At 65.0% G+C, this 24,334-nt stretch carries 19 protein-coding genes; 14 read left to right on the top strand and 5 right to left on the bottom strand.

Going from position 1 to position 24,334, the window contains the following annotated elements; translation table 11 throughout:
- The 6 genes from H3S97_RS05515 (at position 1) to H3S97_RS05490 (ending at position 6,282) form a co-directional block, all read left to right on the top strand.
- Positions 1 to 1,425 (top strand): dihydroorotase, encoded by a 1,425-nt coding sequence (locus H3S97_RS05515; RefSeq protein ID WP_198219901.1) that lies wholly within the window; start codon positions 1 to 3, stop codon positions 1,423 to 1,425.
- Positions 1,413 to 2,474 carry an orotidine-5'-phosphate decarboxylase gene (gene pyrF / locus H3S97_RS05510; RefSeq protein ID WP_198219900.1) on the top strand — a complete coding sequence of 354 codons (1,062 nt, stop codon included), beginning with the start codon at positions 1,413 to 1,415 and terminating at the stop codon, positions 2,472 to 2,474. The genes H3S97_RS05515 and pyrF overlap by 13 nt, the downstream gene beginning before the upstream one ends.
- Positions 2,471 to 3,316, top strand: coding sequence for an iron-sulfur cluster-binding protein (locus H3S97_RS05505; RefSeq protein ID WP_198219899.1), 846 nt, complete (start codon positions 2,471 to 2,473; stop codon positions 3,314 to 3,316). The genes pyrF and H3S97_RS05505 overlap by 4 nt, the downstream gene beginning before the upstream one ends.
- Positions 3,313 to 4,260 carry a dihydroorotate dehydrogenase gene (locus tag H3S97_RS05500; RefSeq protein ID WP_198219898.1) on the top strand — a complete coding sequence of 316 codons (948 nt, stop codon included), beginning with the start codon at positions 3,313 to 3,315 and terminating at the stop codon, positions 4,258 to 4,260. Before H3S97_RS05505 ends, H3S97_RS05500 begins: the two co-directional genes overlap by 4 nt.
- The gene (gene pyrE, locus H3S97_RS05495) at positions 4,257 to 5,006 is read left to right on the top strand and encodes an orotate phosphoribosyltransferase (protein ID WP_232356291.1); all 750 of its coding nucleotides are present in this window, start codon (positions 4,257 to 4,259) and stop codon (positions 5,004 to 5,006) included. Before H3S97_RS05500 ends, pyrE begins: the two co-directional genes overlap by 4 nt.
- 157 nt (positions 5,007 to 5,163) lie before the next feature.
- Complete coding sequence (locus tag H3S97_RS05490) at positions 5,164 to 6,282, top strand: DsbA family protein (protein WP_198219897.1); 1,119 nt, start codon at positions 5,164 to 5,166, stop codon at positions 6,280 to 6,282.
- Between the two features lie 109 nt (positions 6,283 to 6,391).
- Here the strand turns inward: H3S97_RS05490 and H3S97_RS05485 are convergent, their stop codons facing one another.
- Genes H3S97_RS05485 through H3S97_RS05475 form a run of 3 tightly spaced genes read right to left on the bottom strand, consistent with a single transcriptional unit; the run spans position 6,392 to position 10,071 of the window.
- Positions 6,392 to 7,330, bottom strand: a complete 939-nt coding sequence (locus H3S97_RS05485) for a LysR family transcriptional regulator (protein WP_045935392.1) — start codon at positions 7,328 to 7,330, stop codon at positions 6,392 to 6,394.
- Between the two features lie 24 nt (positions 7,331 to 7,354).
- Positions 7,355 to 8,137 carry a 2,3-bisphosphoglycerate-dependent phosphoglycerate mutase gene (locus H3S97_RS05480; RefSeq protein ID WP_198219896.1) on the bottom strand — a complete coding sequence of 261 codons (783 nt, stop codon included), beginning with the start codon at positions 8,135 to 8,137 and terminating at the stop codon, positions 7,355 to 7,357.
- A 26-nt stretch (positions 8,138 to 8,163) separates the two neighbouring features.
- Positions 8,164 to 10,071, bottom strand: coding sequence for a bifunctional ADP-dependent NAD(P)H-hydrate dehydratase/NAD(P)H-hydrate epimerase (locus tag H3S97_RS05475; RefSeq protein ID WP_198219895.1), 1,908 nt, complete (start codon positions 10,069 to 10,071; stop codon positions 8,164 to 8,166).
- 136 nt (positions 10,072 to 10,207) lie between these two features.
- Between H3S97_RS05475 and H3S97_RS05470 the strand changes: the two genes are divergently transcribed.
- A complete protein-coding gene (locus H3S97_RS05470) occupies positions 10,208 to 10,897 on the top strand; it encodes an MgtC/SapB family protein (protein ID WP_015021846.1) in 690 nt (229 codons plus the stop codon).
- A gap of 24 nt (positions 10,898 to 10,921) precedes the next feature.
- Here the strand turns inward: H3S97_RS05470 and H3S97_RS05465 are convergent, their stop codons facing one another.
- Together H3S97_RS05465 and H3S97_RS05460 are read right to left on the bottom strand one after the other, a co-directional pair.
- A complete protein-coding gene (locus H3S97_RS05465; RefSeq protein WP_198219894.1) occupies positions 10,922 to 12,523 on the bottom strand; it encodes an ABC-F family ATP-binding cassette domain-containing protein in 1,602 nt (533 codons plus the stop codon).
- Positions 12,524 to 12,640: 117 nt separating this feature from the next.
- Positions 12,641 to 13,810: a TspO/MBR family protein gene (locus H3S97_RS05460; RefSeq protein ID WP_198219893.1), complete on the bottom strand. Its 1,170-nt coding sequence runs from the start codon at positions 13,808 to 13,810 to the stop codon at positions 12,641 to 12,643.
- Positions 13,811 to 13,992: 182 nt separating this feature from the next.
- On the opposite strand from H3S97_RS05460, the gene H3S97_RS05455 reads away from it, so the two are divergent.
- The 7 genes from H3S97_RS05455 to H3S97_RS05425 all read left to right on the top strand — a co-directional run bounded on the left by H3S97_RS05455 (position 13,993) and on the right by H3S97_RS05425 (position 24,249).
- Positions 13,993 to 14,595: a DNA-3-methyladenine glycosylase I gene (locus tag H3S97_RS05455; protein ID WP_198187088.1), complete on the top strand. Its 603-nt coding sequence runs from the start codon at positions 13,993 to 13,995 to the stop codon at positions 14,593 to 14,595.
- A gap of 162 nt (positions 14,596 to 14,757) precedes the next feature.
- Positions 14,758 to 17,679, top strand: a complete 2,922-nt coding sequence (gene uvrA / locus H3S97_RS05450) for an excinuclease ABC subunit UvrA (protein ID WP_198219998.1) — start codon at positions 14,758 to 14,760, stop codon at positions 17,677 to 17,679.
- Positions 17,676 to 19,976, top strand: coding sequence for an excinuclease ABC subunit UvrC (uvrC, locus tag H3S97_RS05445; RefSeq protein ID WP_198219892.1), 2,301 nt, complete (start codon positions 17,676 to 17,678; stop codon positions 19,974 to 19,976). The genes uvrA and uvrC overlap by 4 nt, the downstream gene beginning before the upstream one ends.
- Before the next feature lie 61 nt (positions 19,977 to 20,037).
- Positions 20,038 to 20,997: a shikimate dehydrogenase family protein gene (locus H3S97_RS05440; protein WP_198219891.1), complete on the top strand. Its 960-nt coding sequence runs from the start codon at positions 20,038 to 20,040 to the stop codon at positions 20,995 to 20,997.
- 2 nt (positions 20,998 to 20,999) lie between these two features.
- Entirely contained in the window at positions 21,000 to 21,893 is an 894-nt protein-coding gene (gene rapZ, locus H3S97_RS05435; protein WP_155805045.1) for an RNase adapter RapZ, read from the top strand.
- Between the two features lie 120 nt (positions 21,894 to 22,013).
- On the top strand, positions 22,014 to 22,973 hold the full coding sequence (gene whiA, locus H3S97_RS05430) for a DNA-binding protein WhiA (RefSeq protein WP_198219890.1): 960 nt from the start codon (positions 22,014 to 22,016) through the stop codon (positions 22,971 to 22,973).
- A gap of 79 nt (positions 22,974 to 23,052) precedes the next feature.
- Positions 23,053 to 24,249 carry a phosphoglycerate kinase gene (locus H3S97_RS05425; protein ID WP_024628061.1) on the top strand — a complete coding sequence of 399 codons (1,197 nt, stop codon included), beginning with the start codon at positions 23,053 to 23,055 and terminating at the stop codon, positions 24,247 to 24,249.
- Positions 24,250 to 24,334: the final 85 nt, after the last annotated feature.

Here is a 24,334-nt window from a genome sequence, read left to right as displayed (position 1 = left end):
ATGCGGCTGCTGGGGTTGACCGATTGGCGCAGCGGCAGGCCGGTCGATCTGGTGCTTCCCCAGGCCGCCGACAGCGCGCTGATTGACGAGACCGGCGCCATGTCGGCAGAGGTCGATCAGATAGACGCCTCGGGGCTGGTGCTGGCTCCGGCCCTGGTCGACCCCCATGTCCACCTGCGCGACCCTGGACAGACCGACAAGGAAGACATGGTGACCGGCACAGCTGCCGCAGCGGCCGGAGGCTACGGGCTGATACTGCTCATGCCCAACACCCAGCCCGCCATGGACGGCCGAGCTCGGATGGCCAATGGGCGCACGGTCATCGACTATCTGGAATCCTATGAGCGGGACCACGGACTACATCTGCCGGTGGACTACGCCCTCTGCGTGGCGGCCACTCTGGACCGGGCCGGCCGTCAGGCCTCAAACCCAGACGACTGGTCGGGGCACCTGCCTGGTCACGGATGGGTACACCCTGTAGTGGCCATCAGCGATGACGGCTCGGCCGTGACCGACCAAACCCTGGAGGACGTGGCCGCCAACGCCCGGGAATTCGATCTGCCCATCCTGGACCACTGCGAACACCACGAGCACGGTCAGGTCAATCTTGGCACTGTCAGCCGTCAACTGGGGTTGGAGGGGATTCCCGCCTCGACCGAGACCGCCATCATCCATCGCGACATCGAGTTGGCGGAACGCACCGGCACCAGGGTGCATCTGCAGCATGTCAGCACCGCCGGGGGATTCGATGCCGTCCGCCGCGCCAAGGCCCGCGGACTGTCGGTCACCTGCGAGACCGCGCCCCACTATCTGGCCCTATGCGACGAGGACCTGTTGCGCAGCGGCAGCATGGCCAAGATGAACCCTCCGCTGCGCTCCCGCGCCGACCAGCAGGCGGCCCTGGAAGCCGTGGCCGACGGCACTGTGGACATGATCGCCACCGACCACGCCCCGCACACCGCCGCTGAGAAGGCCCTGGGGCTCAAGGATGCCCCCAACGGCATCATCGGCCTGGAGACTGCCTACGCGGTCTGCAACCAGGTCCTGGTCAAAAGCGGGCTCATCAGTCATGACCGTCTGATTGAGCTCATGTCCCTGGCTCCAGCCGAGCTCATGGGCATGCATCGGCTCCTGCCTGAAAACCTGCCCTCGCACAAGGCAAACAACACGGATCATCCTCGGCTGGAGTCCGATCAGCACAGTGATGCCGGCCAGCCACCCGTCGACCTGGTCATCATGGACCCTGAGGCCAGGTGGAAGGTTGATCCCAGCCGCTTCCACTCCAAGGCGAGGAACACCCCCTTTGCCGGGACGGAACTGACCGGAAGGGTCATGGCCACCATCAGGGATGGGCGTCTGGTCTTCTCCCGCCTGCCCGCAAGCCGTGTCATCACCAGGGAAAGGATCCGTGCATGGACCGACTGACCGCGCTCATTCAGGACAAACAGAATCCGACCGTGGTCGGCCTGGATCCGCGACCGGAACTGTTGCCCGGCCAGCTGATCGAGCAGGCCAGGCAGCGCGCCGCCGGAAGCATGGCCCGGATGGGCCTGGACCCCAAGGACCCGCAGCAAACCGAGGGCGAGCAGGCCCAGGCCGTCTGGGCGGACCACCTGGCCCGCGCCTATCTGCGCTTCAACCTGGCCATCCTGGAAGGCGTGGCCGATCTGGTGCCTGCAGTCAAACCCCAGATCGCCATGTACGAGGCTCTGGGACCCTGGGGCATCAGGGCCTACACCGGTACCTGCCGGGCCTCAGCCGACCGGGGACTCTACGTCATCGGGGATGTCAAGCGCGGGGACATCGGTTCCACGGCCGAGGCCTACGCCGCCCACCTGGACGGGCTTCCCCTGTCCTTCGCCCCGGGGCAGCCAGTGGATGGGCCGGCCCGGGCAGGCGGGAGGTTCCCCTGGTATGAGGATGCCCTGACCATCAACGTCTACCTGGGCTCCGACGGTGTGGAACCCTTCCTGCAGGCGGCCGAGCATATCCAGGGTGACCTTTTCGCCCTGGTGCGCACCTCCAACCCCTCGGGCAGCCAGATCCAGGAACTTGGCCTGGACCCAGATTCAGGCGGCGGCACCATCTATCAGCGCTTGGGTGGCCTGGTCGAAACCTGGGGGCAGCCCTCCATCGGCGAATCAGGATACTCCAGGCTTGGAGCCGTAGTCGGTGCCACCCACCCCGAGGACGGGGCCCTTCTGCGTCAGGCCATGCCCCATACCTTCTTCCTGGTCCCCGGCTATGGAGCCCAGGGCGGTTCCGCAGCCGACGTGGCGCCCATGTTCGACCGGTCCGGCGGCGGTGCTGTGGTCAATTCCTCCCGGGGAATCATCGCGGCCTGGCGGAAGGATCCGGACTACAGCCCGCAGCTCAGCGTTCAGGCGGCCCTGGGCATGGTCACCCGCGATGCCCGCCGAGCCGCGCAGGCCATGAAGGACGATCTCAATCAGGCGATCAAGGAGGCCCGATGAAACCCAACCTCTTCATATCCACCAGCCGGGTGGAGGAGCAGGCCCGACAGGCAGGCCGCATGCCCGGACGCCGCACGGCCCAGGTCACCGGCATGGAGCCCCTGGACCGGCAGGTTTGGCGGATGACCATCTGCGACCCCTACCTGGCAGCCCACGCTCCGGCAGGAGCCTTCATCAACCTCTATTCGGCCGATCGCATGACCATGATGCCCAGACCCTTCGGCATCAGTCGGGTTCTGGAGGGCGAGCAGATCGAGATCATCTTCGCCGTCGTGGGCCAGGGGACCTATGAGTTCTCCCGCCTGCAGCCAGGCATGGCTGTGGACCTGCTGGGACCCCTGGGCCATGGCTTCGACATGGGGAAGCCGGCTGACTATCTGCTGGTGGGCGGCGGCCTGGGCGTCCCTCCGCTGATCCGTGCAGCCCAGTGCCTGAAAGGCCGGTCCGGTGTGCGCACCACCGCCCTGCTGGGCTACCGGGACCATCGGTTCGCCGATGCCATCATGGGCCCGTTGACCGACCGGTTGGAGTCCATCGACAATGCCTCCGGGGATGTCATAACCCTCTTGGATCGGGTTCGCGGCGACATCGACCCGGGACGGACCATCATCCTGACCTGCGGCCCCCTGCCCATGATGCGGGCCGTGGCCGCCTGGGCCCGCAAGACCGGCCTGCCTGCCCAGTGCTGCATGGAGTCGCGGATGGGTTGCGGCTACGGCACCTGCGTGGCCTGCGTGGTCGACACCGTGGACGGCAGGCTCAAGGTCTGCAAGGACGGCCCGGTCTTTGCTGCCGACCGTCTGATCTGGGATGCAGGCGAGGACAAGAAGGAGACACGATGAGCGGGCTGACAATCATGGACCCTCTGGAGCCGCACGCCTGGCGGCATGGCACCGTTGTGGCCGGCACGCCCTGGAAGAACCCGGTGGGCACGGCCTCGGGCACCTTCAACCTGGATGCCTGCGGGGACTACTACGACGTCTCCCAGATGGGCGCCATCTCCACCAAGGGGGTTTCGCCGGTGCCCTGGGAAGGCAACCCCACGCCCAGGACAGCCGAGAGCCCCGCCGGCATGGTCAACTCCGTGGGCCTGCAGAACCCGGGCGTGGACCATTACCTGGTGGACGAACTGCCCAGGCTCAAGGCCCTGGGGGCCAACGTGGTCACCAATGTGGCCGGCCACAGCGACGAGGACTACGCCATCGTTGTGGAACAGCTGGCCGACTCCCCGGCCGACATGCTGGAGATCAACGTCTCCTGCCCCAACGTCTCACATGGGGGGATGTCCGTGGGCACCGACGCCAAGGCCCTGAACCGGCTGATCACCAGGCTGCGGGGACTGACTGACAAGCCCATGGTGGTCAAGCTGACCCCCAACGTCACCGATATCGTGGAGGTGGCCAAGGCGGCGGTCGATGGGGGAGCGGATGCCCTCAGCCTGATCAACACCCTGGTAGGCATGCGCATCGACATCAACACAGGCAGGCCCATCCTGGCCCAGGGCACCGGCGGCGTCTCCGGCCCCTGCATCCTGCCCATAGCTCTGTCCTTCGTCTGGCGGGTGCGCCGGGCACTTCCCGACATTCCCATCATCGGTATCGGGGGCATCGATTCGGGACGCACGGCCTTGGAATTCCTCTATGCGGGGGCCAACGCCGTCGAGGTGGGGGCTGCGGCCCTGGTGGACCCTGTGGCACCAATGAGGGTGGCCCGGGAGCTGGATGATCTGTTGGACGAGCGGCCCGAGCTGGCCGATTTGCTCAAGAAAGGGGAGTGCTGGCGATGAGCGCATCCGCAGCAGAAAACAAGGCCGAGCGTGACGGGGATTCCCAGGAGCAGACCCGCCGCATCCAGGAGAGTTTCACCAGCTTCCTCCTCCAGAGCGGAGCCCTCAAGTTCGGTGACTTCACCCTGAAGTCGGGGCGGCGCTCGCCCTACTTCATCAACGCCGGGGCCTTCAACGATGGACGGCTGATCGCCCTGCTTGGGGAGTTCTACGCCCGGACCATTGTGCAGGCTGTGAGGCAGGGGACCCTGCCCGTCGATATCGACACGGTTTTCGGTCCGGCCTACAAGGGGATTCCCCTGGCCGTCTCCACCGCCATCGCACTGAGCGGGGCGCACGGCATGCCGGTCGGCTACACCTTTGACCGCAAGGAGGTCAAGGACCACGGCGACGGAGGGCTCATGGTCGGCACCCAGTTAAGGGATGGCATGAGGGTGCTGCTGGTGGATGACGTCATGACCGCCGGGACCGCGGTCCGCCAGGTGGTGCCCAAGATCATGTCCCAGGCCAAGGTGACCATCGTCGGCCTGGTGCTCTCCGTGGATCGGATGGAGCGTACCGGACAGGGCCAAGGCTCGGCTGTCGAATCCATTATGGACGAATTCCACTTCCCGGTCATCAGCATCGTCAATGTCCGCCAGATCTTCGATGCCGCTGCCTCCATGAAGGGCCCGGACGGGTCGCCCATTCTGGATCAGCGCACGGCCGATGCCGCCAGGGACTACTTGGAGCGTTACGGGGCCTAGACAAGGGACCGGCTCATATTCAGCGTGCAGATTGTGCATGCAGGCCACATTGGCGCACATTCTGCGGACGGCCATTCTGTCGGCCGACCCTCGTGTAGATTGGTAAAGGTCCGACGGGCAGGCCGACGGATCATCATCGCAAGGAAGGCCATGGATCATGACGAAACCGCTGGAGCAGAACGGTCATGAGGAACCGGACCAGACTGGGGTCGACGCGGTGGATGCGGCCAAGCCTGCCGTCTCGGCCACAAGAACCGACACGGTGAAATCTTCGGATACCGCGGAGCCTGCGGGCGGGCGAATTTCGACTGAGGAGAAGCCGGCAGAGACAGGCCAGCCTCAGGTGAGCGAGCCTGAAGAAACTGCGCTTGCACAGCGCTCACGGAGGCTGCCGTTGGTACTGGTGGCGGTGGCTCTTGTGCTGGTGCTTGCGGCAGGCATATACATGCTGTGGGCAGATCATTCAGCAGGCAACCAGTCTGCCCAAAAGCCTTCATCCACAGGCTCGACCGCACAAGTCAGTCAGGGTCCCAGCGGGGATGCCAAGGCCTACAAGGCCCTGCAAGAGGTCACCGTCACGCCATCGGTGGCAGACGACCAGGGAGGGCTGACTGTTTCAGCCAAGGGGATCGGCAGCAGGAAGAAGGTTGCCGATGCGCCGACCCTTGAGATCTTCATGGACCCCATGTGCCCCTGGTGCGGCAAGGTGGGCCGGGTCATCGATCCCCAGCTGCAGCGCATGATCGGCGCCGGTCAGATCAACGTCACCTACAACTTTTTGAACTTCCTGGATTCAGCCTCAAGCGACCAGTACTCCAGCCGCGTGGACAACGCCCTGGCCATGGTGGCCCAGGAGGATCCGGATCATCTGCCGGCCTTTGCCGCCGCCGTCTTTGCCGCCGACTTCCAGCCCGATGAAAGCTCCTATCAGGCCGTCTCCGACGCACGCCTGGCCGACCAGGCTGTGGGGGTAGGCGTGCCCAGGTCCCTGGCAGACCGCTTCGCACAGGGTACTTACAGGCCATGGGTGGACAAGGTCAACGCCTACGCCATCACCCGCAAGGACGCCAAGGATGCCAAGGGGGAGTTTTCGACACCCACCATCATGATCAATGGCAAGGTCTGGGATCTGACCGCAGCGGCAAAGAGCCAGGGAGGCCTGGAACATCTGGATCGGGCCCTGCTCAAAGCCTTGGGACTCAAATCACAGGATGTGGGCCACCAGGGTAAGATGCCCTCCATCGGAGCCCAAGGGAAGGCGTTGAAAGTACAGTAAACCGCGACTACCAATCGATTGCCGGCCAGCAGCGAAGTCCAACAATCGCCGCTGGAGCATCAGCGGTCCGGTTCAGATGACACCCATTCAGCTGTTGCTTGCCTGGCTGCTACTTGCCTGACCCCTGTTCAATCAGCGAATATCCGTGGTTGGACACCACCTGACGCAGTTTGTCCAAGTAGAGTTCGGCGGCATGGGACAGTTTGGTCCGGCTGTTGACGATCCAGCCAACCAGCATGGATTCGTCCGACTCCAGGGGAACGCTGACGATCTTCTCGTTGTTCAGGTCCTCGTTGTCGATGCCGGTGCAGACCGTGTAGGCGTTCAGCCCGACGATGAAGTTGAGCATGGTGGCCCGGTCACTCACGGTGATCTGCTTGGGGGAGTAGTCGGGCCAGACCGCCTCCTCGGCAAAGTAGAAGGAACCCTCCTCGCCCTGCTCGTACTGCAGGAAGGGGTAGGGCTCCAGGTCCTTCATGGTCACCATGGCCCGATCAGCCAGGGGGTTGGTTCGTGCGATGAAGACATGCAGGTCCGCCCTGAAGAGCGGATGGAAGTCCAGGTGCTTCTCCCGGAGCATCTTGGACAGCACCCGTTTGTTGAAGTCGGACTCGTAGATGATGCCGATCTCGGACTGGAGGGTGGCCACCTGGTCGATGATGTCCCTGGTGCGCGTCTCCCGTATGGTGAATTCGTACTCGTCCGAATCGATGGAGTTGATCATCTCCACGAAGGCTTCGACTGCGAACATGTAGTGCTGGGTGGAGACCCGGCAAAGCTGCTTGCGGGGTCTGACCTGCCGGTAGCGGGCCTCCAGCAGGTCGGTCTGGTCCAGGATCTGCCGGGCGTAGGTCAGGAATTCCGCCCCGTCCACGGTCAGGGCGATCCCCTGGGAGTGGCGGGTGAAGATCTCGATGCCCAGCTCGTTCTCCAGCTCCTTGACCGAAGAGCTCAGTGCCGGCTGGGAGATGTAGAGCTCGTGCGAGGCCTCGTTCATCGAGCCGCATTCGACAATCTTGACGATGTAGCGCAGTTGGAGCAGTGTCATACAAGCCAATCTATACCCAAGGCCCTATCGGCCCAGGGCCGCGGTTTCAGCCATACCCTGGTTGGCGGCCTGCTGATCCAGATAACGACCCGGACCCTGGACCTGGGGGTTGCCGTCTTCGTCGGTCCCGAAGCTGTAGACCATGGGCACGCCGGTGGGCACGTTGATGGATCGGATGTCCTTGTCGTCAATATCTTCAAGGACCTTGATCAGGCTACGGACCACAGAACCGTGGGTGACGATGAGCACAGTCCGGCCCCAGGCCAGATTGGGGGCTATCCGGCTGCGCCAGAAGGGATTCAGGCGAATCAGCAGATCCTTGAGGCATTCGGCGCGGATCTCGGCCGGATTCCGGCTGTCCAGCCCGTCGCCCATGGCCGGGGCATAGCGAGGATCCTGTCCTTGAAAGTATGGTGAATCGGTTTCGATGGCAGGCGGCCGAACATCATAGGAACGTCGGTAGATATTGAATTGCTCCTGGCCGTATCGCTCCAGCATGGCCGGTCGCGTCTGTCCCTGGAAGGCACCGTAGTGGCGCTCGTTCAGCCTCCAGGTACGCTCCACCGGAATCCAGGCCCGATCGACCAGGTCCAGCACCGTGTTGGCGGTGACGATGCTGCGGGTCAGCAGGGAGGTGAAGACCAGGTCAGGCAGCAGGCCTGATTCCTTGAGCAGCTGTCCGGCATGACGGGCCTGGTCCAGTCCACGATCCGTCAGGGGCACGTCCACCCAACCGGCAAAACGGTTGACCGACTTCTGGGTCCAGACGCTTTCCCCGTGACGCATGACGATGAGCTGCGAGGTCATCGAATCGACTCCTTTTTGATGACGCTCTAGAACCAGAGCGAGCTGTTTTCGAAGAACTGAGAGGCATCGTCCCCATCTTGGATGGATTGATCGATCTGTTCAGCAGCCCCCTCGGCTCTGGACATGACCAGCCCTATGGCCTTGGGTAGGGCATCAGCCACCTGCCCGGCACGGATCGGCTGCCCCATGCGTCCTGTAACAGTCCCCTGGCCCTCCGGTTGGTTGTCCTCGGCTACCAGATCCGCAAAGTCCTGGGGCTTGCGGGGGTCGAAGATCAGAGGCTGCTCCCAGCCGGTCTGCCTGCCGCCACTGGCCAAGGAGCCAGCCAGTCCATGCAGGAAGGCCGCAGCAGCCGTCAGATCCACCATCAGCGTGGCATCATCCTGGATTGGTCCGGCGTTCTGGGCCAGCATGGCTCCGATGGTGCCGGAGAGTACATCCCCTGATCCGGCCGTGGACAGCCAGGCCGGGCCGAAGCCGGTGGTCATGACCCGGGGGCGGTCGGTGCCGTCCTCGCCGACGACCAGTGTGATGGCTCCCTTGAGCAAAATGGTGGCTCCGGTCAGCTGGCAGGCGCGGACAGCCCAGCGCAGGGGTTCGGCCATGACCTGGTCGCCGTCCACGTTCTCACCGTGCGAGTTGAGCAGGGCGGCCATCTCGCCGGCGTGCGGGGTCAGTACGGTGCGCGGTCCCAGCCGGTCCGGCAGCAGATCCAGGGCTCCGGCATCGGCCACCACCGGTGGATCGGCTGCTGCCTCGTCCTCATCCAGGTCCGCGGCCTGTCGATTGAGTATGTCGGCAATCAGATCCCGCTGACCGTCCTGGCCTTCAGGACCGGCGGCCTCCTGCGCCTGCCGGGTGGGCACGCCCGAACCCAGCACCCAGGACTCGACCCGTCCACGGCCCAGGACCGTTTCGGGCAGCTCCTGCAGAATCAGGTCGCCCACCTGCTCGGGGCCGCAGTAACGGATCATGCCCACGTTGCCGCTGGCCGCCGCTCTGCTGGAGAGCAGCCCCGCGCCATGGTAGAGGGCGGACCCGGTGACCAGACCGACCACGCCCCTGGTGTACTTGGTGTCATCCACCCTGGGCGCCCGCAAAAGTCCGGCGCAGTCCTCAACGCTCATGCAGGAGACGCTGGGGACCAGGGCCGAGGTGTCGAAGCCGAAGTCCACCAGGACGACTCTTCCGCAGACGTAGGCGGCCGGGGGAAGCATCAGGCAGGGCTTCATGGCCCCCATGGTCACGGTCACATCCGCCGGTATGTAGGCCCCGGGCAGGGTGCCTTCATCAATGTCCACGCCGGAGGGAGTATCCACGGCCAGCACCAGGGGCCCGTCCTGACCGGCGGGGTCGTGCCAGGCTGGCCTGTCGGGCAGACCGCTCTCCATGCCCAGTTCCGCGGCAAGAGCGGCGGGGATGCCGCGCAATGCACCTTTAAGGCCGATGCCCGTCATGGCATCGATGATCAGATCCGCCTGCCGGCACAGGTCCAGGGCCTGGTCCAGCTCCTCTGAGGCCTGGTCCGGTCCTGTCGGCGCCTCGCAACCGGGGATGGCCGCCTGGGGGTCCAAGGCCGTGACCACTCCGCCGGCGCGCAGAAGGGCATCCAATCCGCCCTGGTGCAGGCTCCGCCCGGTCGCCACCACCGTCACGTCGGCCCCGTGCCCGGCCAGGTCAGCCGAGGCATAGAGCCCGTCGCCGCCGTTGTTGCCGGCCCCTGCCAGCAGGACGATTCTGGCTTCTGCCGGCTCCATCCCGGCCTGGGTCAGCATGACGTCGGCCACGGAGGCCAGGGATCCGGCGGCAATGCGCATCAGGGGCACCCCGTCGTCCAAAAACGGTTGCTCCAGGGATCGGATCATGTCGGCGGAATAGGCGCTGGTGGCCAGGGTCCGCCGGGCTTCGCGGCGTTCATCTGGTGACGGCTTCATGGCATCACACCCCTCATTCAAAAGGTCCACGTGCGGCGGCGGCGCGACCGGCCACGTGCTGGCTCCACTCTATCCGATGGCCTTGTCCTGCAAGCGTTATAAGGTCTGCCTATTTACGAGGGCAGGAAAGGAAATCATGCAGGGATTCGCGATGCCGAATCAAGGCCAGATTATGGCAGTGGTCCTGACGGTGGTGCTCTGTGGCCTGATCGGCTTCGAGCGCGAGTTCCTCAAACACGACGCTGGCATCCGCACCCACATTCTGGTGGGACTGGGCAGCTGCCTGTTCACCATGGTCTCCCTCTACGGCATCCAGGCCGCTGTAGGCAACTATTCCTGGGATGCCTCGCGAATCGCGGCCGGGGTGGCCTCGGGCATCGGCTTCATCGGCGCCGGAGTCATCTTCTTCAACCATGATTCGGTCAAGGGTCTGACGACGGCCAGCGCCATCTGGGTGGCCGCCGCCGTGGGCATGGCCTGCGGGGTCCAGCTCTTCGCCATCGCCATCCTGGCCGTCGTCTTCTACTTTCTGGCTGTCCTGGTCATCGCGCCCATCCTCAAGTGGTTCCTGCGCAATCGTCAGAACACGGTCCTGCGCATCGTATATCAGGACGGCCACGGCTGTCTGCGCGAATCCCTGCTGCTGGCCACCCGCATGGGCTTCGAATCCCGGGTGCTGACCATCCATGAGCTGCATCGGGATGCCTGGAAGGGCGCCGATGTCACCGTCAACCTGCTGGGCAAGGGGGACGTGACCGAGCTGGTCGAATCCATAGGTCAGACTCCAGGGGTCAAAGGGGTGGAGGTCCTGGGGGAGGACGACTGACCCGCTTTTCGCCATTGTGGCTACCTACTCTTCGGCAACCAGATCCAGGTAGTCGTCGCTCCAGAGGTCCTCATCACCGTCGGGCATGAGCAGCACCCGCTCGGGGTTGAGCGCCTTGACGGCCCCCTCGTCGTGGGTGACCAGCACGATGGCCCCTTCGTACTTGGCGATGGCCTTGAGTATCTCGTCGCGCGAGGCGGGGTCCAGGTTGTTGGTGGGCTCGTCCAGCAGAAGGACGTTGGCCCGGCTGGTCACCAGGGTGGCCAGGGCCAGACGGGTCTTCTCGCCGCCCGAAAGCACCTTGGTGGGCTTCATGGCGTCGTCCCCTGAGAAGAGGAAGGAGCCCAGGATGGTCCGCGCCTGGGTGTTGTCCAGATCAGGGGCCACATGTTGCAGGTTCTCCAGAACGCTGACATCGTTATCCAGGGTGTCGTGCTCCTGGGCGAAGTAGCCGATCTTGGCCCCGTGCCCTAAGGTCACCTTGCCCGTGTCGGGCTGTTCGATGCCGGCCAGCAGCCGCAGGGTGGTGGTCTTGCCGGCGCCGTTGTATCCCAGGATGACCACCCGGGAGCCCTTGTCGATGGCCAGGTTGATTCCGGCGAAGACGATGTTGGACCCGTATGCCTTGGACAGATCCTCGGCCATGATGGGCGTGCGGCCGCAGGGGGCAGGATCCGGGAAGCGCAGGTCGGCCACCTTTTCGGCCTTTTCCGCCTCCTGGGTGTCGGCCAGCAGGCGCTGGGCGCGGCGCATCATGTTCTGGGCGGCCACGGCCTTGGTGGCCTTGGCATGCAGGCGGATGCCCTGCCGCATCAGGCGGTCGGCCTTCTTCTCGGCCACCTCGCGTTCACGGCGCCGGCGCTCCTCGTCGACCACCCGCTGGCGCAGATAGGCCTTCCATCCCATGGTGTACATGTCGATGCAGGAACGCTGGGCATCCAGGTGCCAGATGCGGTTGACGGTCTCGTCCAACAGCTCGGTGGAGTGGGAGATGATCAGGAAGCCGCCCTCGAACCTGCGCAGGTAGCCCTTGAGCCACTCGATGGAGTCGGCATCCAAATGGTTGGTGGGCTCGTCCAGAATCAGGGTGTCGGCATCGGAGAAGAGGATTCTGGCCAGCTCGACCCGTCGGCGCTGACCGCCGGAGAGGGTGCCCAGTGCCTGCTGCAGTGTCTCCTGGCTCAGCCCCAGGCTCTCGCCCATGACGATGGCCTGGGATTGGGCCGCATAACCACCGGCGTTCTCGAAGTCCTGCTGGGCCTTGTCGTAACGCTTCATGGCCTTTTCCATGATCTTGGGATCAGGACTGGTCATCTCGGTCTCGGCCTTGCGCATCCGCTGGATGATGGAGGCGATGTCCCTGGCGCTCATGACCCGGTCCAGGGCGCTCTGCTCGGAGTCTCCCGCATGGGTTGACTGGGGCAGGTATCCCAGCTGTCCGGTCACCCGCACCTTGCCGGCCGAGGGGAGCATATCGCCGGTAATGACCCGGGTCAGTGTGGTCTTGCCCGCGCCGTTGCGGCCCACCAGGCCGATCCGATCACCCTTGGTCACGTGGAAGTCGGTGGCTTGCAGGATTAGTCGGGCACCTATCCGGATCTCAAGTCCCTGCGCCTCAATAGCCATGCCGCCTCCGACCCCGCTTTCCTCTTGGATTCAAAACTTGCAAGGGACCATGGTAGCAAGAAGCAAGCCCCGCCAGTGCGTCTCGGCTGACGGGGCAAAGAATGAATCATGGACGGATCAGCGGCGGACCAGCCTGAACCTGCTCCAGGGGAAGTAGACCAGGAAGGCGCCCACGGCGGTCAGAGCGATGACCAGCACGCCCATGGCGGCCGCGAAGGAGAAGATCCTGATGCCGATGCCCAGGCAGGCCCAGATGACCACCAGGCCGAAGACCCAGTCCTTGCCGTGCCTGTTCATCAGGTAGGCGACAGCCAGGAGGGCGCCGACCACGATGATGGTGGCGAATCCCTGGACGGCATTGCCGACCCTATGCCCGGCGACCACCATGTATCCGGCGTTGACCAGAGTTGCCACACTCAGCCAGCTGGCGTAGATGGACAGCGGAATCCAGTCCAGGGCCTTGGCGGCGGTGGGGGTCCCGGCCTCGGTGGCATCCCTGCGCACCAGGGCGTAGAGCATCCAGGCCAGCACGGTCAGAATGAGGATGATGACCAGGGCCCAGAAGTTGCGCTCCATGTGCCACAGGGCCAGCCAGGCGATGTTCAGGCAGCAGGTGGCTACAAAGAGCAGTCCACTCAGCGTGAAGGGCAGGAAGCCCAGGCGTTTGCGGCTGGGGCCGGCCAGGCAGAAGCGGAAGAGCCAGATGGCCAGGGCGATGTAGATGACACCCCAGATGGCGAAGACGTATCCGGCAGGCATGATCCACAGGTCGACCTTGCGGGCCAGGCCGCCCACGGTCGTGCCATTGAAGTGGTAGACCTCCGCATAGCCGTTGAAGCCCACCATGGCCACCCAGGCCACCCAGAGCAGGATGTCCTCGAAGAGCTTCCAGCCGCGTCCCTTGGAGGATTCCTGCGCTGCTTCATTTTCATTGCCGCTGTGATCAGAACGAGTCCCGCCTCCGTTGGCGGTCTCCTCGGCACCGGTATCCCCAGCCGACGACTTCTTCGACGAATCACCGGACTGCTTGGTTGCGGCACCCGAAGGCGATGAACCTGAGCTGGATGAATTTGAGTTGGATGAATTTGGAGTTGTTGGAGCCGAAGATGCCGAACTGCTATTCCCCGAATTCCCAGCTGCCGTTGCCGACCCTGCCGCTGTGGAAGACTTGGACGACGAATCTGAATTCGACCGGCTGCCCTGCATGGCAGGGGAGGTGCGCTTGGCCCTCTCGACCGGGTCCTCGTCGTCGGTCCAGAGTCTGCGCGGATTGTCCTTGTCAGTCATAGCACATGCTTCCTCTCCTTGCCGGCCGCAACCGTACTGCCGCCGTGGGGATTGCCCCGGGCATGGGCGACCGGCCTCTGCTCCAACTCTAAATCGGCCCACCCGACTCAGTGGTATTGACCACCCGGTCCGGGCGTCCGTCGGTGCTAGCCTGAACCCAAACACTGGATAGGGGAGTGCGAATGACCGAACCCTTATATCGATGCGACTGGGCACAGGTGGACGACCCGCTCATGCGCAGCTACCACGACCATGAGTGGGGCCGCCCTCTGCATGGGTCCCAGAGGCTCTTCGCCATGCTCTCCCTGGAGATCTTCCAATGCGGGCTCAGCTGGCAGCTGGTCCTGCACCGCCGCCAGGCCCTCTTCAAGGATTTTGACAACTTTGATATTCAAGCGGTCGCCGCCTTCGACGCAGGCCGGATCGACCGTCTCGTGGCCGACCCGGCCATCATTCGCAATCGACGCAAGATTGAAGCCACCGTGGCCAATGCCGCCCTGATCGCCCGGCAATTTCCTGGGGAGGAATTCGACCGTTACTGCTGGTCCTTCACCGGCGGCCAGACCATCAACCATGACTATCCGGACGATCCCTCCATACCGCGCTACGACCACCTGTCGGCCATCGTCTGCAAGGACATGCGCGACCTGGGCCTGCGCTTCCTGGGACCGGTGACGGTCCACTCCTTCCTCCAGGCGGCCGGCATGATCAACGACCACCAGCACGACTGCTTCCTCAACGGCTGCGGCCGTCCGCCCCTGGATTCGCCCGGCCCGTCCATCTAAGCCGTCATCGAACACCTGTTCGAATTATTCGGTCCCGGCGATAGTATGGTCAGGCTTTGGCCTCAGCCTTGGCCATGGGTCTTCAGGGAAGCGGATGGGAAGCACGTGAAGCAGCAGAACAAGCCTAAGTCGACAGTGGACGCGGCCATCGAAAACCCGCGCATGATCGAATCCAAGGGGTCCCTGGTGGCGGACCTGTCCATGGTGCCCAACGACCGCAAGATCGTCATCCAAGGCGCCCGGGCCCACAACCTCAAGAACGTCAACCTGTCCATACCCCGCAACCGGATGGTGGTCTTCACCGGCTTGTCGGGCTCCGGCAAGTCCTCCCTGGCCTTCGACACCCTCTTCGCCGAGGGCCAGCGCCGCTACGTGGAGTCCCTCTCCGCCTATGCCCGCCAGTTCCTGGGCCAGATGGACAAGCCCGACGTGGACTTCATCGAGGGCCTGAGCCCTGCCGTCTCCATCGATCAGAAGACCACTAACCGCAACCCCCGTTCCACCGTGGGCACCATCACCGAGGTCTACGACTACCTGCGTCTGCTCTTCGCCAGGACAGGCATCCCCCACTGCCCGGTCTGCGGGGCCGAGGTGCGCGCCCAGTCGCCGCAGCAGATCGTCGACACCCTCATGTCCAGGCCGGAGGGGACCCGCTTCCAGCTGCTGGCCCCCATCGTCAAGGGCCGCAAGGGCGAGTTCGTGGAGACCCTTGAGCTCCTGCGCTCCGACGGCTACTCCCGGGCCATCATCGACGGGGACATGCACCAGCTGTCCGACTCCATCAAGCTGACCAAGCAGAAGAAGCACACCATCGAGGTGGTGGTGGACAGGCTGGTCATCCGCGAGGGCATGCGCCAGCGCCTGACCGACTCCGTGGAGACCGCACTGCGACTGGCCAAGGGCACTGTGGTGGCCGACTTCGTGGATCTGGATGCCAAGGATCCCGAGCGCCGCCAGCCCTTCTCCGAAAAGCGTTCCTGCCCCAACGGCCACGAGCTGGAGCTGGACGAGATCGAACCCAGGACCTTCTCCTTCAACGCCCCCTACGGAGCCTGCCCGGCCTGCACCGGTCTGGGATTCAACCTGGAGATCGACCCCGAGCTGGTGGTGCCCGACCCGGAAAAGAGCCTCAAGGACGGGGCCGTGGAGCCCTGGAGCGGCACCAAGAGCCAGCAGCGCTTCTACGGCCACCTGCTGGACGGCCTGGCCAAGGAGATGGGCTTCTCCACCTCGACCCCCTGGAAGGATCTGCCCAAGGACGTCCGCCATGCCGTCATGTACGGGCACGACTTCAAGGTGGACGTCTCCTACCGGAACCGCTGGGGCCGCCTGCGCGAGTACACCACCGGGTTCGAGGGCGTGGTCCGCACCCTGATGCGCCGCCACGACGAGACCGACTCGCAGCCCATGAAGCAGTACTACGAGTCCTACATGCGCGAGGTGCCCTGCCAGGTCTGCCAGGGCAAGCGCCTGAAGCCCGAGGTCCTGGCCGTGACCGTGGACGGCCTGTCCATCGCCCAGGTCTGCGACATGGCCGTGTCCGCCAGCCTGAAGTGGGTGGAGGGCCTGCACATGGAGGGCGCACAGGCCAAGATCGCAGGGGAGGTCCTCAAGGAGATCCGCGCCCGTCTGCGCTTCCTCAACGACGTGGGCCTGAACTACCTGACCCTGTCCCGGGCGGCGGCCACCCTCTCCGGCGGCGAGGCCCAGCGCATTCGCCTGGCCACCCAGATCGGCTCGGGCCTGGTGGGCGTCATGTACGTGCTGGACGAGCCCTCCATCGGCCTGCATCAGCGGGACAACGACCGGCTGATCAAGACCCTGCAGCGGCTGCGCGACCTGGGCAACACCCTGATTGTGGTCGAGCACGACGAGGACACCATCCGCCAGGCCGACTGGCTGGTCGACATCGGCCCGGGGGCCGGCGAGCATGGCGGCGAGGTCATCTTCTCAGGGCGCTCGCAGGACCTGGTCAAGGCCTCCCGCTCAATCACCGCCGACTACATCGCCGGTCGCCGTTCCATCGAGGTGCCCAAGCGCCGCCGCAAGACCAGCAAGACCCGGCAGCTGACCGTGGTGGGGGCTCGCGAGAACAACCTGAAGAACCTCAAGGTCTCGTTCCCACTGGGGGTCATGACCCTGGTCACCGGCGTCTCCGGCTCCGGCAAGTCCACCCTGGTCAACTCCATCCTCTATCCGGTCCTGGCCGACCAGCTCAATAACGCCCGCATCGTGCCCGGCAAGCACACCCGGGTGGAGGGCGTGGACCAGGTGCGCAAGGTCATCCACGTGGACCAGAACCCCATCGGCCGCACCCCGCGATCCAACCCGGCCACCTACACCGGCGTCTGGGACAAGATCCGCCAGCTCTTCGCCAAGACCCCCGAGGCCCAGGTGCGCGGTTATGGTCCGGGCCGCTTCTCCTTCAACGTCAAGGGCGGCCGCTGCGAGACCTGCCACGGTGACGGAACCATCAAGATCGAGATGAACTTCCTGCCCGACGTCTACGTGCAGTGCGAGACCTGCCACGGCAAGCGCTACAACAGGGAGACCCTGGAGGTCACCTACAACGGCAAGACCGTCTCGGACGTGCTGGATATGCCCATCGAGGAGGCCGCCCACTTCTTCAAGGCCTATCCCTCCATCGCCCGCTATCTGGACACTCTCGTTGACGTGGGCCTGGGCTACATCCGTCTTGGCCAGCCGGCACCCACCCTGTCCGGAGGCGAGTCACAGCGGGTCAAGCTGGCCACCGAGCTGCAGCGGCGCTCCGACGGCAAGACCGTCTACATCCTGGACGAGCCCACCACGGGCCTGCACTTCGAGGATGTGCGCAAGCTGCTCAAGGTCCTTCACGGTCTGGTCGACAAGGGCAACACGGTCATCGTCATCGAGCACAACCTCGATGTGATCAAGACCGCTGACTGGATCATCGACCTGGGCCCCGAGGGCGGCGACGGCGGCGGCACCGTGGTGGCCCAGGGCACTCCCGAGCAGGTGGCCGCCAATCCGGACAGCTGGACCGGCAAGTATCTGAAGCCCATGCTGGATCCCGCCAAGGTAGCCAGGGCCACTCGATCATGACCCGCAGCTGCTTCGAGCGGCACACGCCGCAGGTATGGCGACGCACCGCCCAGGCTCTGGAGGAGGAGTCCGCCACCGGCACCACGACGGGCGTCAACAAGAACGGCGCGCCCCTGCTGGGAGACAGCCGTGACCTCTTCCGCCCCAAGACTTCGGACATCCCCGCCCAGCCTGGGGTCTACAAGTGGCGGGACGGCGACGGCCGGGTCATCTACGTGGGCAAGGCCAAGAACCTGCGCAACCGTCTGACCAACTACTTCCAGCCATTGGAGAACCTGCATCCGCGCACCCAGACCATGGTGCTGACGGCCCGGAGCCTGGAGTGGACCGTGGTGGGCACCGACCTGGAGTCCCTGACCCTGGAATACACCTGGATCAAGGAGTTCGATCCCCGCTTCAACGTCAAGCTGCGCGACGACAAGACCTACCCCTACCTGGCCGTCTCCGTGGGGGAGGAGTTCCCCAGGGTATGGATGACTCGCGTGCGCAAGCGGCACGACACCCGCTACTTCGGCCCCTACGCCAAGGTCTGGGACATGAAGCACACCCTGGACGCCCTGCTCAAGACCTACCCGGTGCGCACCTGCACCCCCGGCGTCTTCCGCAAGGCAAAGCTCAGCGGCCGCCCCTGCCTGCTGGCCTCCATCGGCAAGTGCTCGGCACCCTGTGTGGGCCGGATCAGCGCCAGCGACCACCGGCGTCTGTGCACGGAGCTGACCGGGGTCATCACCGGCAGGCTGGGCAAAAGTTACCGGGCCGGGCTCACCAGGAGCATGCAGAAGGCCAGCAAGGAGCTGGACTTCGAGAAGGCCGCCCGCCTGCGCGACCAGATCGCCATGTTGGACACGGTCATCGAGCAGAATGCCGTGGCCTTCGCCTCCAACGTGGATGTGGACGTCTTCGGTGTGGCCTCGGACGAACTGGAGGCCTCGGTCCATGCCTTCTTCGTGCGCTCGGGAGCCATCCGCGGCGAACGCAACTGGAGCGTGGAGCGGGTCGAGGACGTCTCCGACAGCGAGCTGATCAGCGACCTGTTGGTGCAGGTCTACTCGGATCTTATGAATGAGAATGACAGCGAGCTACACAAGCTTCCAGAGAATTCCGACATCCCTGTCTCCATCAGCCAGGACAGGGACGCCATGGGTTCCACCCAGAAGGTCACGGCCCTGGATGCCGAAGCGCGGGCCAAGGCCACCAGGAGCCGGCATCGCCATCAGGACCAGACCGGACGTGCCGACCTGCTGGCCCCCATCTCGCCGGTGCCCCCGGAGGTCATTGTCCCCATCCAGCCCGACCGGACCGGCGACCTGCAGGAGTGGCTGCGGGAGCTGCGCGGATCCTCGGTGACTATCAGAGTGGCCAGCCGGGGGGAGAAGAAGTCCCTGATGGACCGGGCCAACGCCAACGCCCGCCAGGCCCTGCAGCGCAGCAAGCTCAGCCGCATGAGCGACATGGGCACCCGCACCCAGGCCATGAACGACGTGGCCAAGGCACTGGGCCTGGACCGAGCCCCGCTGCGCATCGAGTGCTACGACATCTCCAACACCGTGGGCGGCCAGTTCCAGGTGGCCTCCATGGTGGTCTTCGAGGACGCGGTCCCCAAGAAGTCCGAATACCGTCGATTCGCCATCCGCGGCGAGGACGGCAAGGGCGCTGTGGACGATATGAGCGCCATCTACGAGACCCTGACCAGGCGCTTCCGCCACGGCAACATTGCGGGTGACAGCGGCGACAGCCTGGAGGCCGAGCGAAAGGCCAGCGACAAGGCACCCGAGCTGGTGGAGCAGGAGGAGGGGGCCATTGTCCAGCAGAACACCGCCGCCCGCCACTTCGCCTACAAGCCCAACCTGGTCGTGGTCGACGGCGGCAAGCCGCAGGTGACCGCCGCAGCCCGGGCCCTGCACGACTGCGGGGTGGACGATGTGGCCCTGTGCGGGCTGGCCAAGCGCCTGGAGGAGGTCTGGGTGCCTGACGACGACTATCCCATCATCCTCAAGCGCCAGTCCGAGGGCATGTACCTGTTGCAGCGGGTGCGCGACGAATCCCACAGGTTCGCCATCACCTACCACCGGCAGACCCGGCGCAAGGGTGCCCTCCGGTCGGCCCTGGACGAGATTCCGGGCATTGGCCCCACCTATCAGAAGAAGCTTCTCAATCACTTCGGTTCGGTCAAGCGCATGCGCCAGGCCACCCAGGAGGAGTTGGAGGCCGTCAAGGGCATCGGCTCCGCCAAGGCCGAGGCCATCTACCAGGCCCTGCACAGCGACCAGGATCAGGCCGGGGACAGCCAGCGATAAAATGGCTCGGGAGGCTGGCAAAGGGCCATGCCCTGATCTTGATTGGTGCGTGATTGCAGATATGAATGGGCCTGATCGTCGTTGTGCCGTCCTGGGCGACCCCATCAGCCATTCCCTTTCGCCCCTCCTGCATCGCTCAGCCTATGCCGCACTGGGTCTGGACGGCTGGCGCTACGACCGTGTACGCATGGACGCTGACGGCCTGGCGGACTTTATCCATGGCCTGGACCCCTCCTGGTCCGGTCTCAGCCTGACCATGCCCTTGAAGAGCGCTGTCGGCCCCTTGGGTGGTTTTAGCGACCACTGGTCCAGGACCCTGGGCGTAGCCAACACCGCAGTCTTTGGGCAGGGCGGCCCCGCCAATGGGCTGTCCCTGTACAACACCGATGTGGAGGGGATTGTTGCCGCCCTGCTGGAGGCAGCCGACCGCTGCCGGGCCGATGAAAACCCTGATGATCTGGCCGCCCTGCTGGAGGCAGCCGGTCAGGGGCGACAGGACCAGCTTCCCGACCAACCGTATGGGGGAGCGCGGGCCCTGGTCATCGGCAACGGGAACACAGCCGAGTCCGCCTTCTGTGCCTTGAAGGTGCTGGGGATCGAACGTGTGGACCTGCTGGCCCGCAACCCAAAGCACTGCGACCACATGCTGGATCTCGCCTCCCGGCTGGACCTGCCTGAGCCCACCGTCACCGCCATGGATCAGGTCGAGGCAGCCGAAAAGGCCTTGATCGGTGCCCGGATTGTCGTCTCCACCCTGCCTTCGGGTGCAGCCGACCCCCTGGCCGATCTGCTCAATACGGCTGATGACGACGGTCGCATGGGCCTGGTCCTGCTGGATGTGGTCTATGACCCCCGGCCCACCCCGCTCATGAAGGCCTTCTGCCGCCGGCCGGGCGCCCGGGCCATGAGTGGTGAACGGATGCTGCTCTATCAAGCCGTGCGTCAGGTGGCGCTGATGACCGACCGACCCCTGGCCGCTGTTCCGGTGACCGCGATGGACCAAGCCTTGAGGGAGGCATGACGATGACGACGGAAAAACCGCCCTTCGCAGGCTTCGAGGTGCTGCTGATCACGGGCATGTCCGGCGCAGGCCGCTCCCGCGCCGCCGACTCCATGGAGGACATGGGCTGGTATGTGGTCGACAACATGCCCCCGCGCCTGCTGGTGCCCCTGGTCGACATGATGACCTCGGCAGGGAGCTCCCTGCACCGCCTGGCCGCCGTCATCGACGTCCGTTCCCGCTCCTACTTCGACGACCTGTCGGCCGTGCTCAGCCACCTGGACGACCTGGGCGTGCGCTGCCGCATCCTCTTTCTGGATGCCTCCGACCAGGTGCTGGTCAAGCGCTATGAGTCCGTCCGCCGTCCCCACCCCCTGCAGGGCTCGGGCCGCCTGATCGACGGCATCCGGGAGGAGCGCCGCCTGCTGGCCGGGCTCAAGGAACGTGCCGACATGGTCATCGACACCTCCAACCTGAGCATCCATCAGCTCTCCACCCGCCTGTACGAAATGGTCCTGGGCTCCGGCCCGACCACCGTGGGCGTGCACATCATGAGCTTCGGGTTCAAGTACGGCCTGCCCATCGATGCCGACTTCGTGGCCGATGTACGCTTCCTGCCCAACCCCTACTGGGTCCCCGAGCTGCGCGACCTGAACGGCCACGACGGCCCGGTCCGTGACTACGTGATGGCCAGCAAGGGTGCCAAGGAGTTCCTTGATGCCTATACCACGGCCATTCTGACCGCGCTCAGCGGCTATGCACGCGAGGACAAGCACTATGTGACCATCGCCTTTGGCTGCACTGGCGGACAGCACCGCTCGGTGGCCATGGCCGACGCTCTGGCCGCCCGTCTGCGGTCCCGGGGAATGGAGGTGACTGTCTCGGCCCGCGAGCTGCCGCACCGTTCCCGCGGATAGCCAAAGGCGCAATTTGTCCAAGATATTCGGTATCACAGTAATCCGGTGGTTTGCACGGCAGGTGTGTCGCGCGGCCTGGAAGTATTCATTTTTCAGTATTTTTTCGTAGGAGGACGGCTCTTGGCCCTACTTGATGATGTCAAAAGCGAGCTGGCCGCGATTGACAACGAACCCCCCTCTGCCAAGAAAGCACAATCGGCGGCGATGATCCGCTTCGGCGGCGGTCTGCACATCATTCAGCGTCACATCGTGGTGGAAGCGCAATTCGATTCCCTGCCGGCAGCGCAGTGGTTGCAGAACACCATCAGGGACGTCTACGGACATGATTCCGATCTGATCCAGGTCAAGCGTCAGGCCCCCACCGGCAACCTGACCCGCTACTCGGTCCGCGTGCTGAGAGCGGGTGGTGCCCTGGCCCTGCAGACCGGTCTGCTGGACCGCCGCAAGCATCCGGTTCGTGGTCTTCCCGCTGACATCGTCTCCGGCAACATCGCCCAGGTCAAGGCCGCCTGGAGAGGGGCCTTCCTGGCCCACGGCGAGCTGTCCGACCCGGGCAAGGCCTCCTACCTGGAGATCGTCTGCCCCGGATCCGAGGCCGCCCTGGCCCTGGTGGGCGCCGCCCGCCGTCTGGGCATCAACGCCAAGGCCCGCCAGGTGCGCAGCTCCGAGCGCGTCACCCTGCGCGATCCGGACGTCATCGAACGCATGCTCAACCTGATGGGCGCCCCCAAGTCCTCCCGTGAGTGGACCGGCAAGCGCAGCGACGGCGAGTCCCGCGGCAAGGCCAACCGCCTGGCCAACTTCGACGATGCCAACATGCGCCGGTCGGCCAAGGCAGCCGTCGAGGCCAGCGCCAAGGTCACCAAGGCCTTTGAGATTCTGGGCGACGACATCCCCGAGAACCTGCGTGCAGCCGGCCAGCTCCGTCTCGACCACCGCGAGGCCTCCCTCGAAGAGCTGGGCCGCCTGGCCGATCCGCCGGTCACCAAGGACGCCATCGCCGGACGCATCCGCCGTCTGCTGCAGCTGGCCACCAAGGTCGAAAAGAAGAGGGCCGAGGAAGAGGCCAAACAAGAGTGAGATAGCTCACACAGGTCGGTCTGCCTGAGTACCATGGCAGGGGAGCGGGCGCATGGACCCGCAGTCAGAAAGGATACGCATGAAAACACTGAAGAGCCTCGGTGATCTCAAGGGCAAGCGCGTGCTCGTCCGCGCGGACTTCAATGTGCCGCTGGACGGCACCACCATCACGGACGACGGCCGCATCCGCGCCGCTTTGCCAACCATCGAGCAGCTTCGTGGCCAGGGCGCCAAGGTCATCCTCATGGCCCACCTGGGTCGCCCCAAGGGCAAGGTCGTTCCCGAGCTGAGCCTGGCCCCCGTGGCCGCCCGCCTGGGCGAGCTGCTGGGCGTGCAGGTTCCTCTGGCCGAGGACACCTATGGTCCCGATGCCCATGCCAAGGTGGCCGCCATGAACGACGGCGACGTGGTCCTGCTGCAGAACGTGCGCTACAACCCCGAGGAGACCAGCAAGGACGAGGCCGAGCGTGATGCCTACGCCCGCAAGATCGCTGACCTGGGCGATGTCTTCGTCTCCGACGGTTTCGGCGTGGTCCACCGCGCCCAGGGCTCCAACTACTCCGTGGCCAAGTTCCTGCCCTCCGCAGCCGGTCTGCTGGTCGAGAAGGAGGTCAAGGCCCTGTCCAAGGCGACCGAGAACCCCGAACGGCCCTTCACCGTGGTCCTGGGCGGTTCAAAGGTCTCCGACAAGCTGGGCGTCATCGAGAACCTGCTCAGCAAGGCCGACCGGCTGGTCATCGGCGGCGGCATGGTCTTCACCTTCCTCAAGGCCGAGGGCTATGAGGTCGGCTCCTCCCTGCTGGAGGAGGATCAGGTCGACACCGTCAAGGGCTACATGGCCACCGCCCGCGAGAAGGGCGTGGAGCTGGTCCTGCCCACCGACATCGTGGTGGCTGACGAGTTCAAGGCGGATTCGCCCCACCAGGTGGTCCCTGCCGACGGCATCCCCGCAGACAAGATGGGTCTGGACATCGGTCCCGACTCCCAGAAGCTCTTCCACGACAAGATCGTGGACTCCAAGACCGTGGTCTGGAACGGACCCATGGGCGTCTTCGAGTTCCCGGCATTCGCCGATGGCACCCGTGCCGTGGCCCAGGGCCTGGTCGACGCCACCAAGGCCGGAGCCTTCACCATCGTCGGCGGCGGCGACTCCGCCTCGGCCGTGCGCAACCTTGGCTTCCCCGAGGACGGCTTCTCGCACATCTCCACCGGCGGCGGCGCCTCTCTGGAGTTCCTTGAGGGCAAGGAGCTTCCGGGCCTGAAGGTGCTGGAGTAAAATCGGCATACAGACGTGCAATGCCGGGTCACCGGGTTTCGCATCCGGCGGCCCGGCATTGTTGTTGTTGCGCGGATGGAAAGGT

Origin of the sequence: Bifidobacterium choladohabitans (assembly GCF_016102005.1) — a bacterium.
Classification (GTDB): domain Bacteria; phylum Actinomycetota; class Actinomycetes; order Actinomycetales; family Bifidobacteriaceae; genus Bombiscardovia; species Bombiscardovia choladohabitans.
This window is presented reverse-complemented; position numbering and strand designations above follow the sequence as displayed.

Coding starts and splice junctions, on each gene's coding strand:
- pyrE (WP_232356291.1), top strand. CDS start 4,257: ATGAGCGCATCCGCAGCAGAAAACAAGGCCGAGCGTGACGGGGATTCC.
- uvrC (WP_198219892.1), top strand. CDS start 17,676: ATGACCCGCAGCTGCTTCGAGCGGCACACGCCGCAGGTATGGCGACGC.
- H3S97_RS05505 (WP_198219899.1), top strand. CDS start 2,471: ATGAAACCCAACCTCTTCATATCCACCAGCCGGGTGGAGGAGCAGGCC.
- H3S97_RS05485 (WP_045935392.1), bottom strand. CDS start 7,330: ATGACACTGCTCCAACTGCGCTACATCGTCAAGATTGTCGAATGCGGC.
- pyrF (WP_198219900.1), top strand. CDS start 1,413: ATGGACCGACTGACCGCGCTCATTCAGGACAAACAGAATCCGACCGTG.
- H3S97_RS05455 (WP_198187088.1), top strand. CDS start 13,993: ATGACCGAACCCTTATATCGATGCGACTGGGCACAGGTGGACGACCCG.
- H3S97_RS05460 (WP_198219893.1), bottom strand. CDS start 13,810: ATGACTGACAAGGACAATCCGCGCAGACTCTGGACCGACGACGAGGAC.
- H3S97_RS05440 (WP_198219891.1), top strand. CDS start 20,038: ATGAATGGGCCTGATCGTCGTTGTGCCGTCCTGGGCGACCCCATCAGC.
- H3S97_RS05500 (WP_198219898.1), top strand. CDS start 3,313: ATGAGCGGGCTGACAATCATGGACCCTCTGGAGCCGCACGCCTGGCGG.
- uvrA (WP_198219998.1), top strand. CDS start 14,758: ATGATCGAATCCAAGGGGTCCCTGGTGGCGGACCTGTCCATGGTGCCC.
- H3S97_RS05515 (WP_198219901.1), top strand. CDS start 1: ATGCGGCTGCTGGGGTTGACCGATTGGCGCAGCGGCAGGCCGGTCGAT.
- H3S97_RS05480 (WP_198219896.1), bottom strand. CDS start 8,137: ATGACCTCGCAGCTCATCGTCATGCGTCACGGGGAAAGCGTCTGGACC.
- H3S97_RS05425 (WP_024628061.1), top strand. CDS start 23,053: ATGAAAACACTGAAGAGCCTCGGTGATCTCAAGGGCAAGCGCGTGCTC.
- H3S97_RS05470 (WP_015021846.1), top strand. CDS start 10,208: ATGCAGGGATTCGCGATGCCGAATCAAGGCCAGATTATGGCAGTGGTC.
- rapZ (WP_155805045.1), top strand. CDS start 21,000: ATGACGACGGAAAAACCGCCCTTCGCAGGCTTCGAGGTGCTGCTGATC.
- H3S97_RS05490 (WP_198219897.1), top strand. CDS start 5,164: ATGACGAAACCGCTGGAGCAGAACGGTCATGAGGAACCGGACCAGACT.
- H3S97_RS05465 (WP_198219894.1), bottom strand. CDS start 12,523: ATGGCTATTGAGGCGCAGGGACTTGAGATCCGGATAGGTGCCCGACTA.
- H3S97_RS05475 (WP_198219895.1), bottom strand. CDS start 10,071: ATGAAGCCGTCACCAGATGAACGCCGCGAAGCCCGGCGGACCCTGGCC.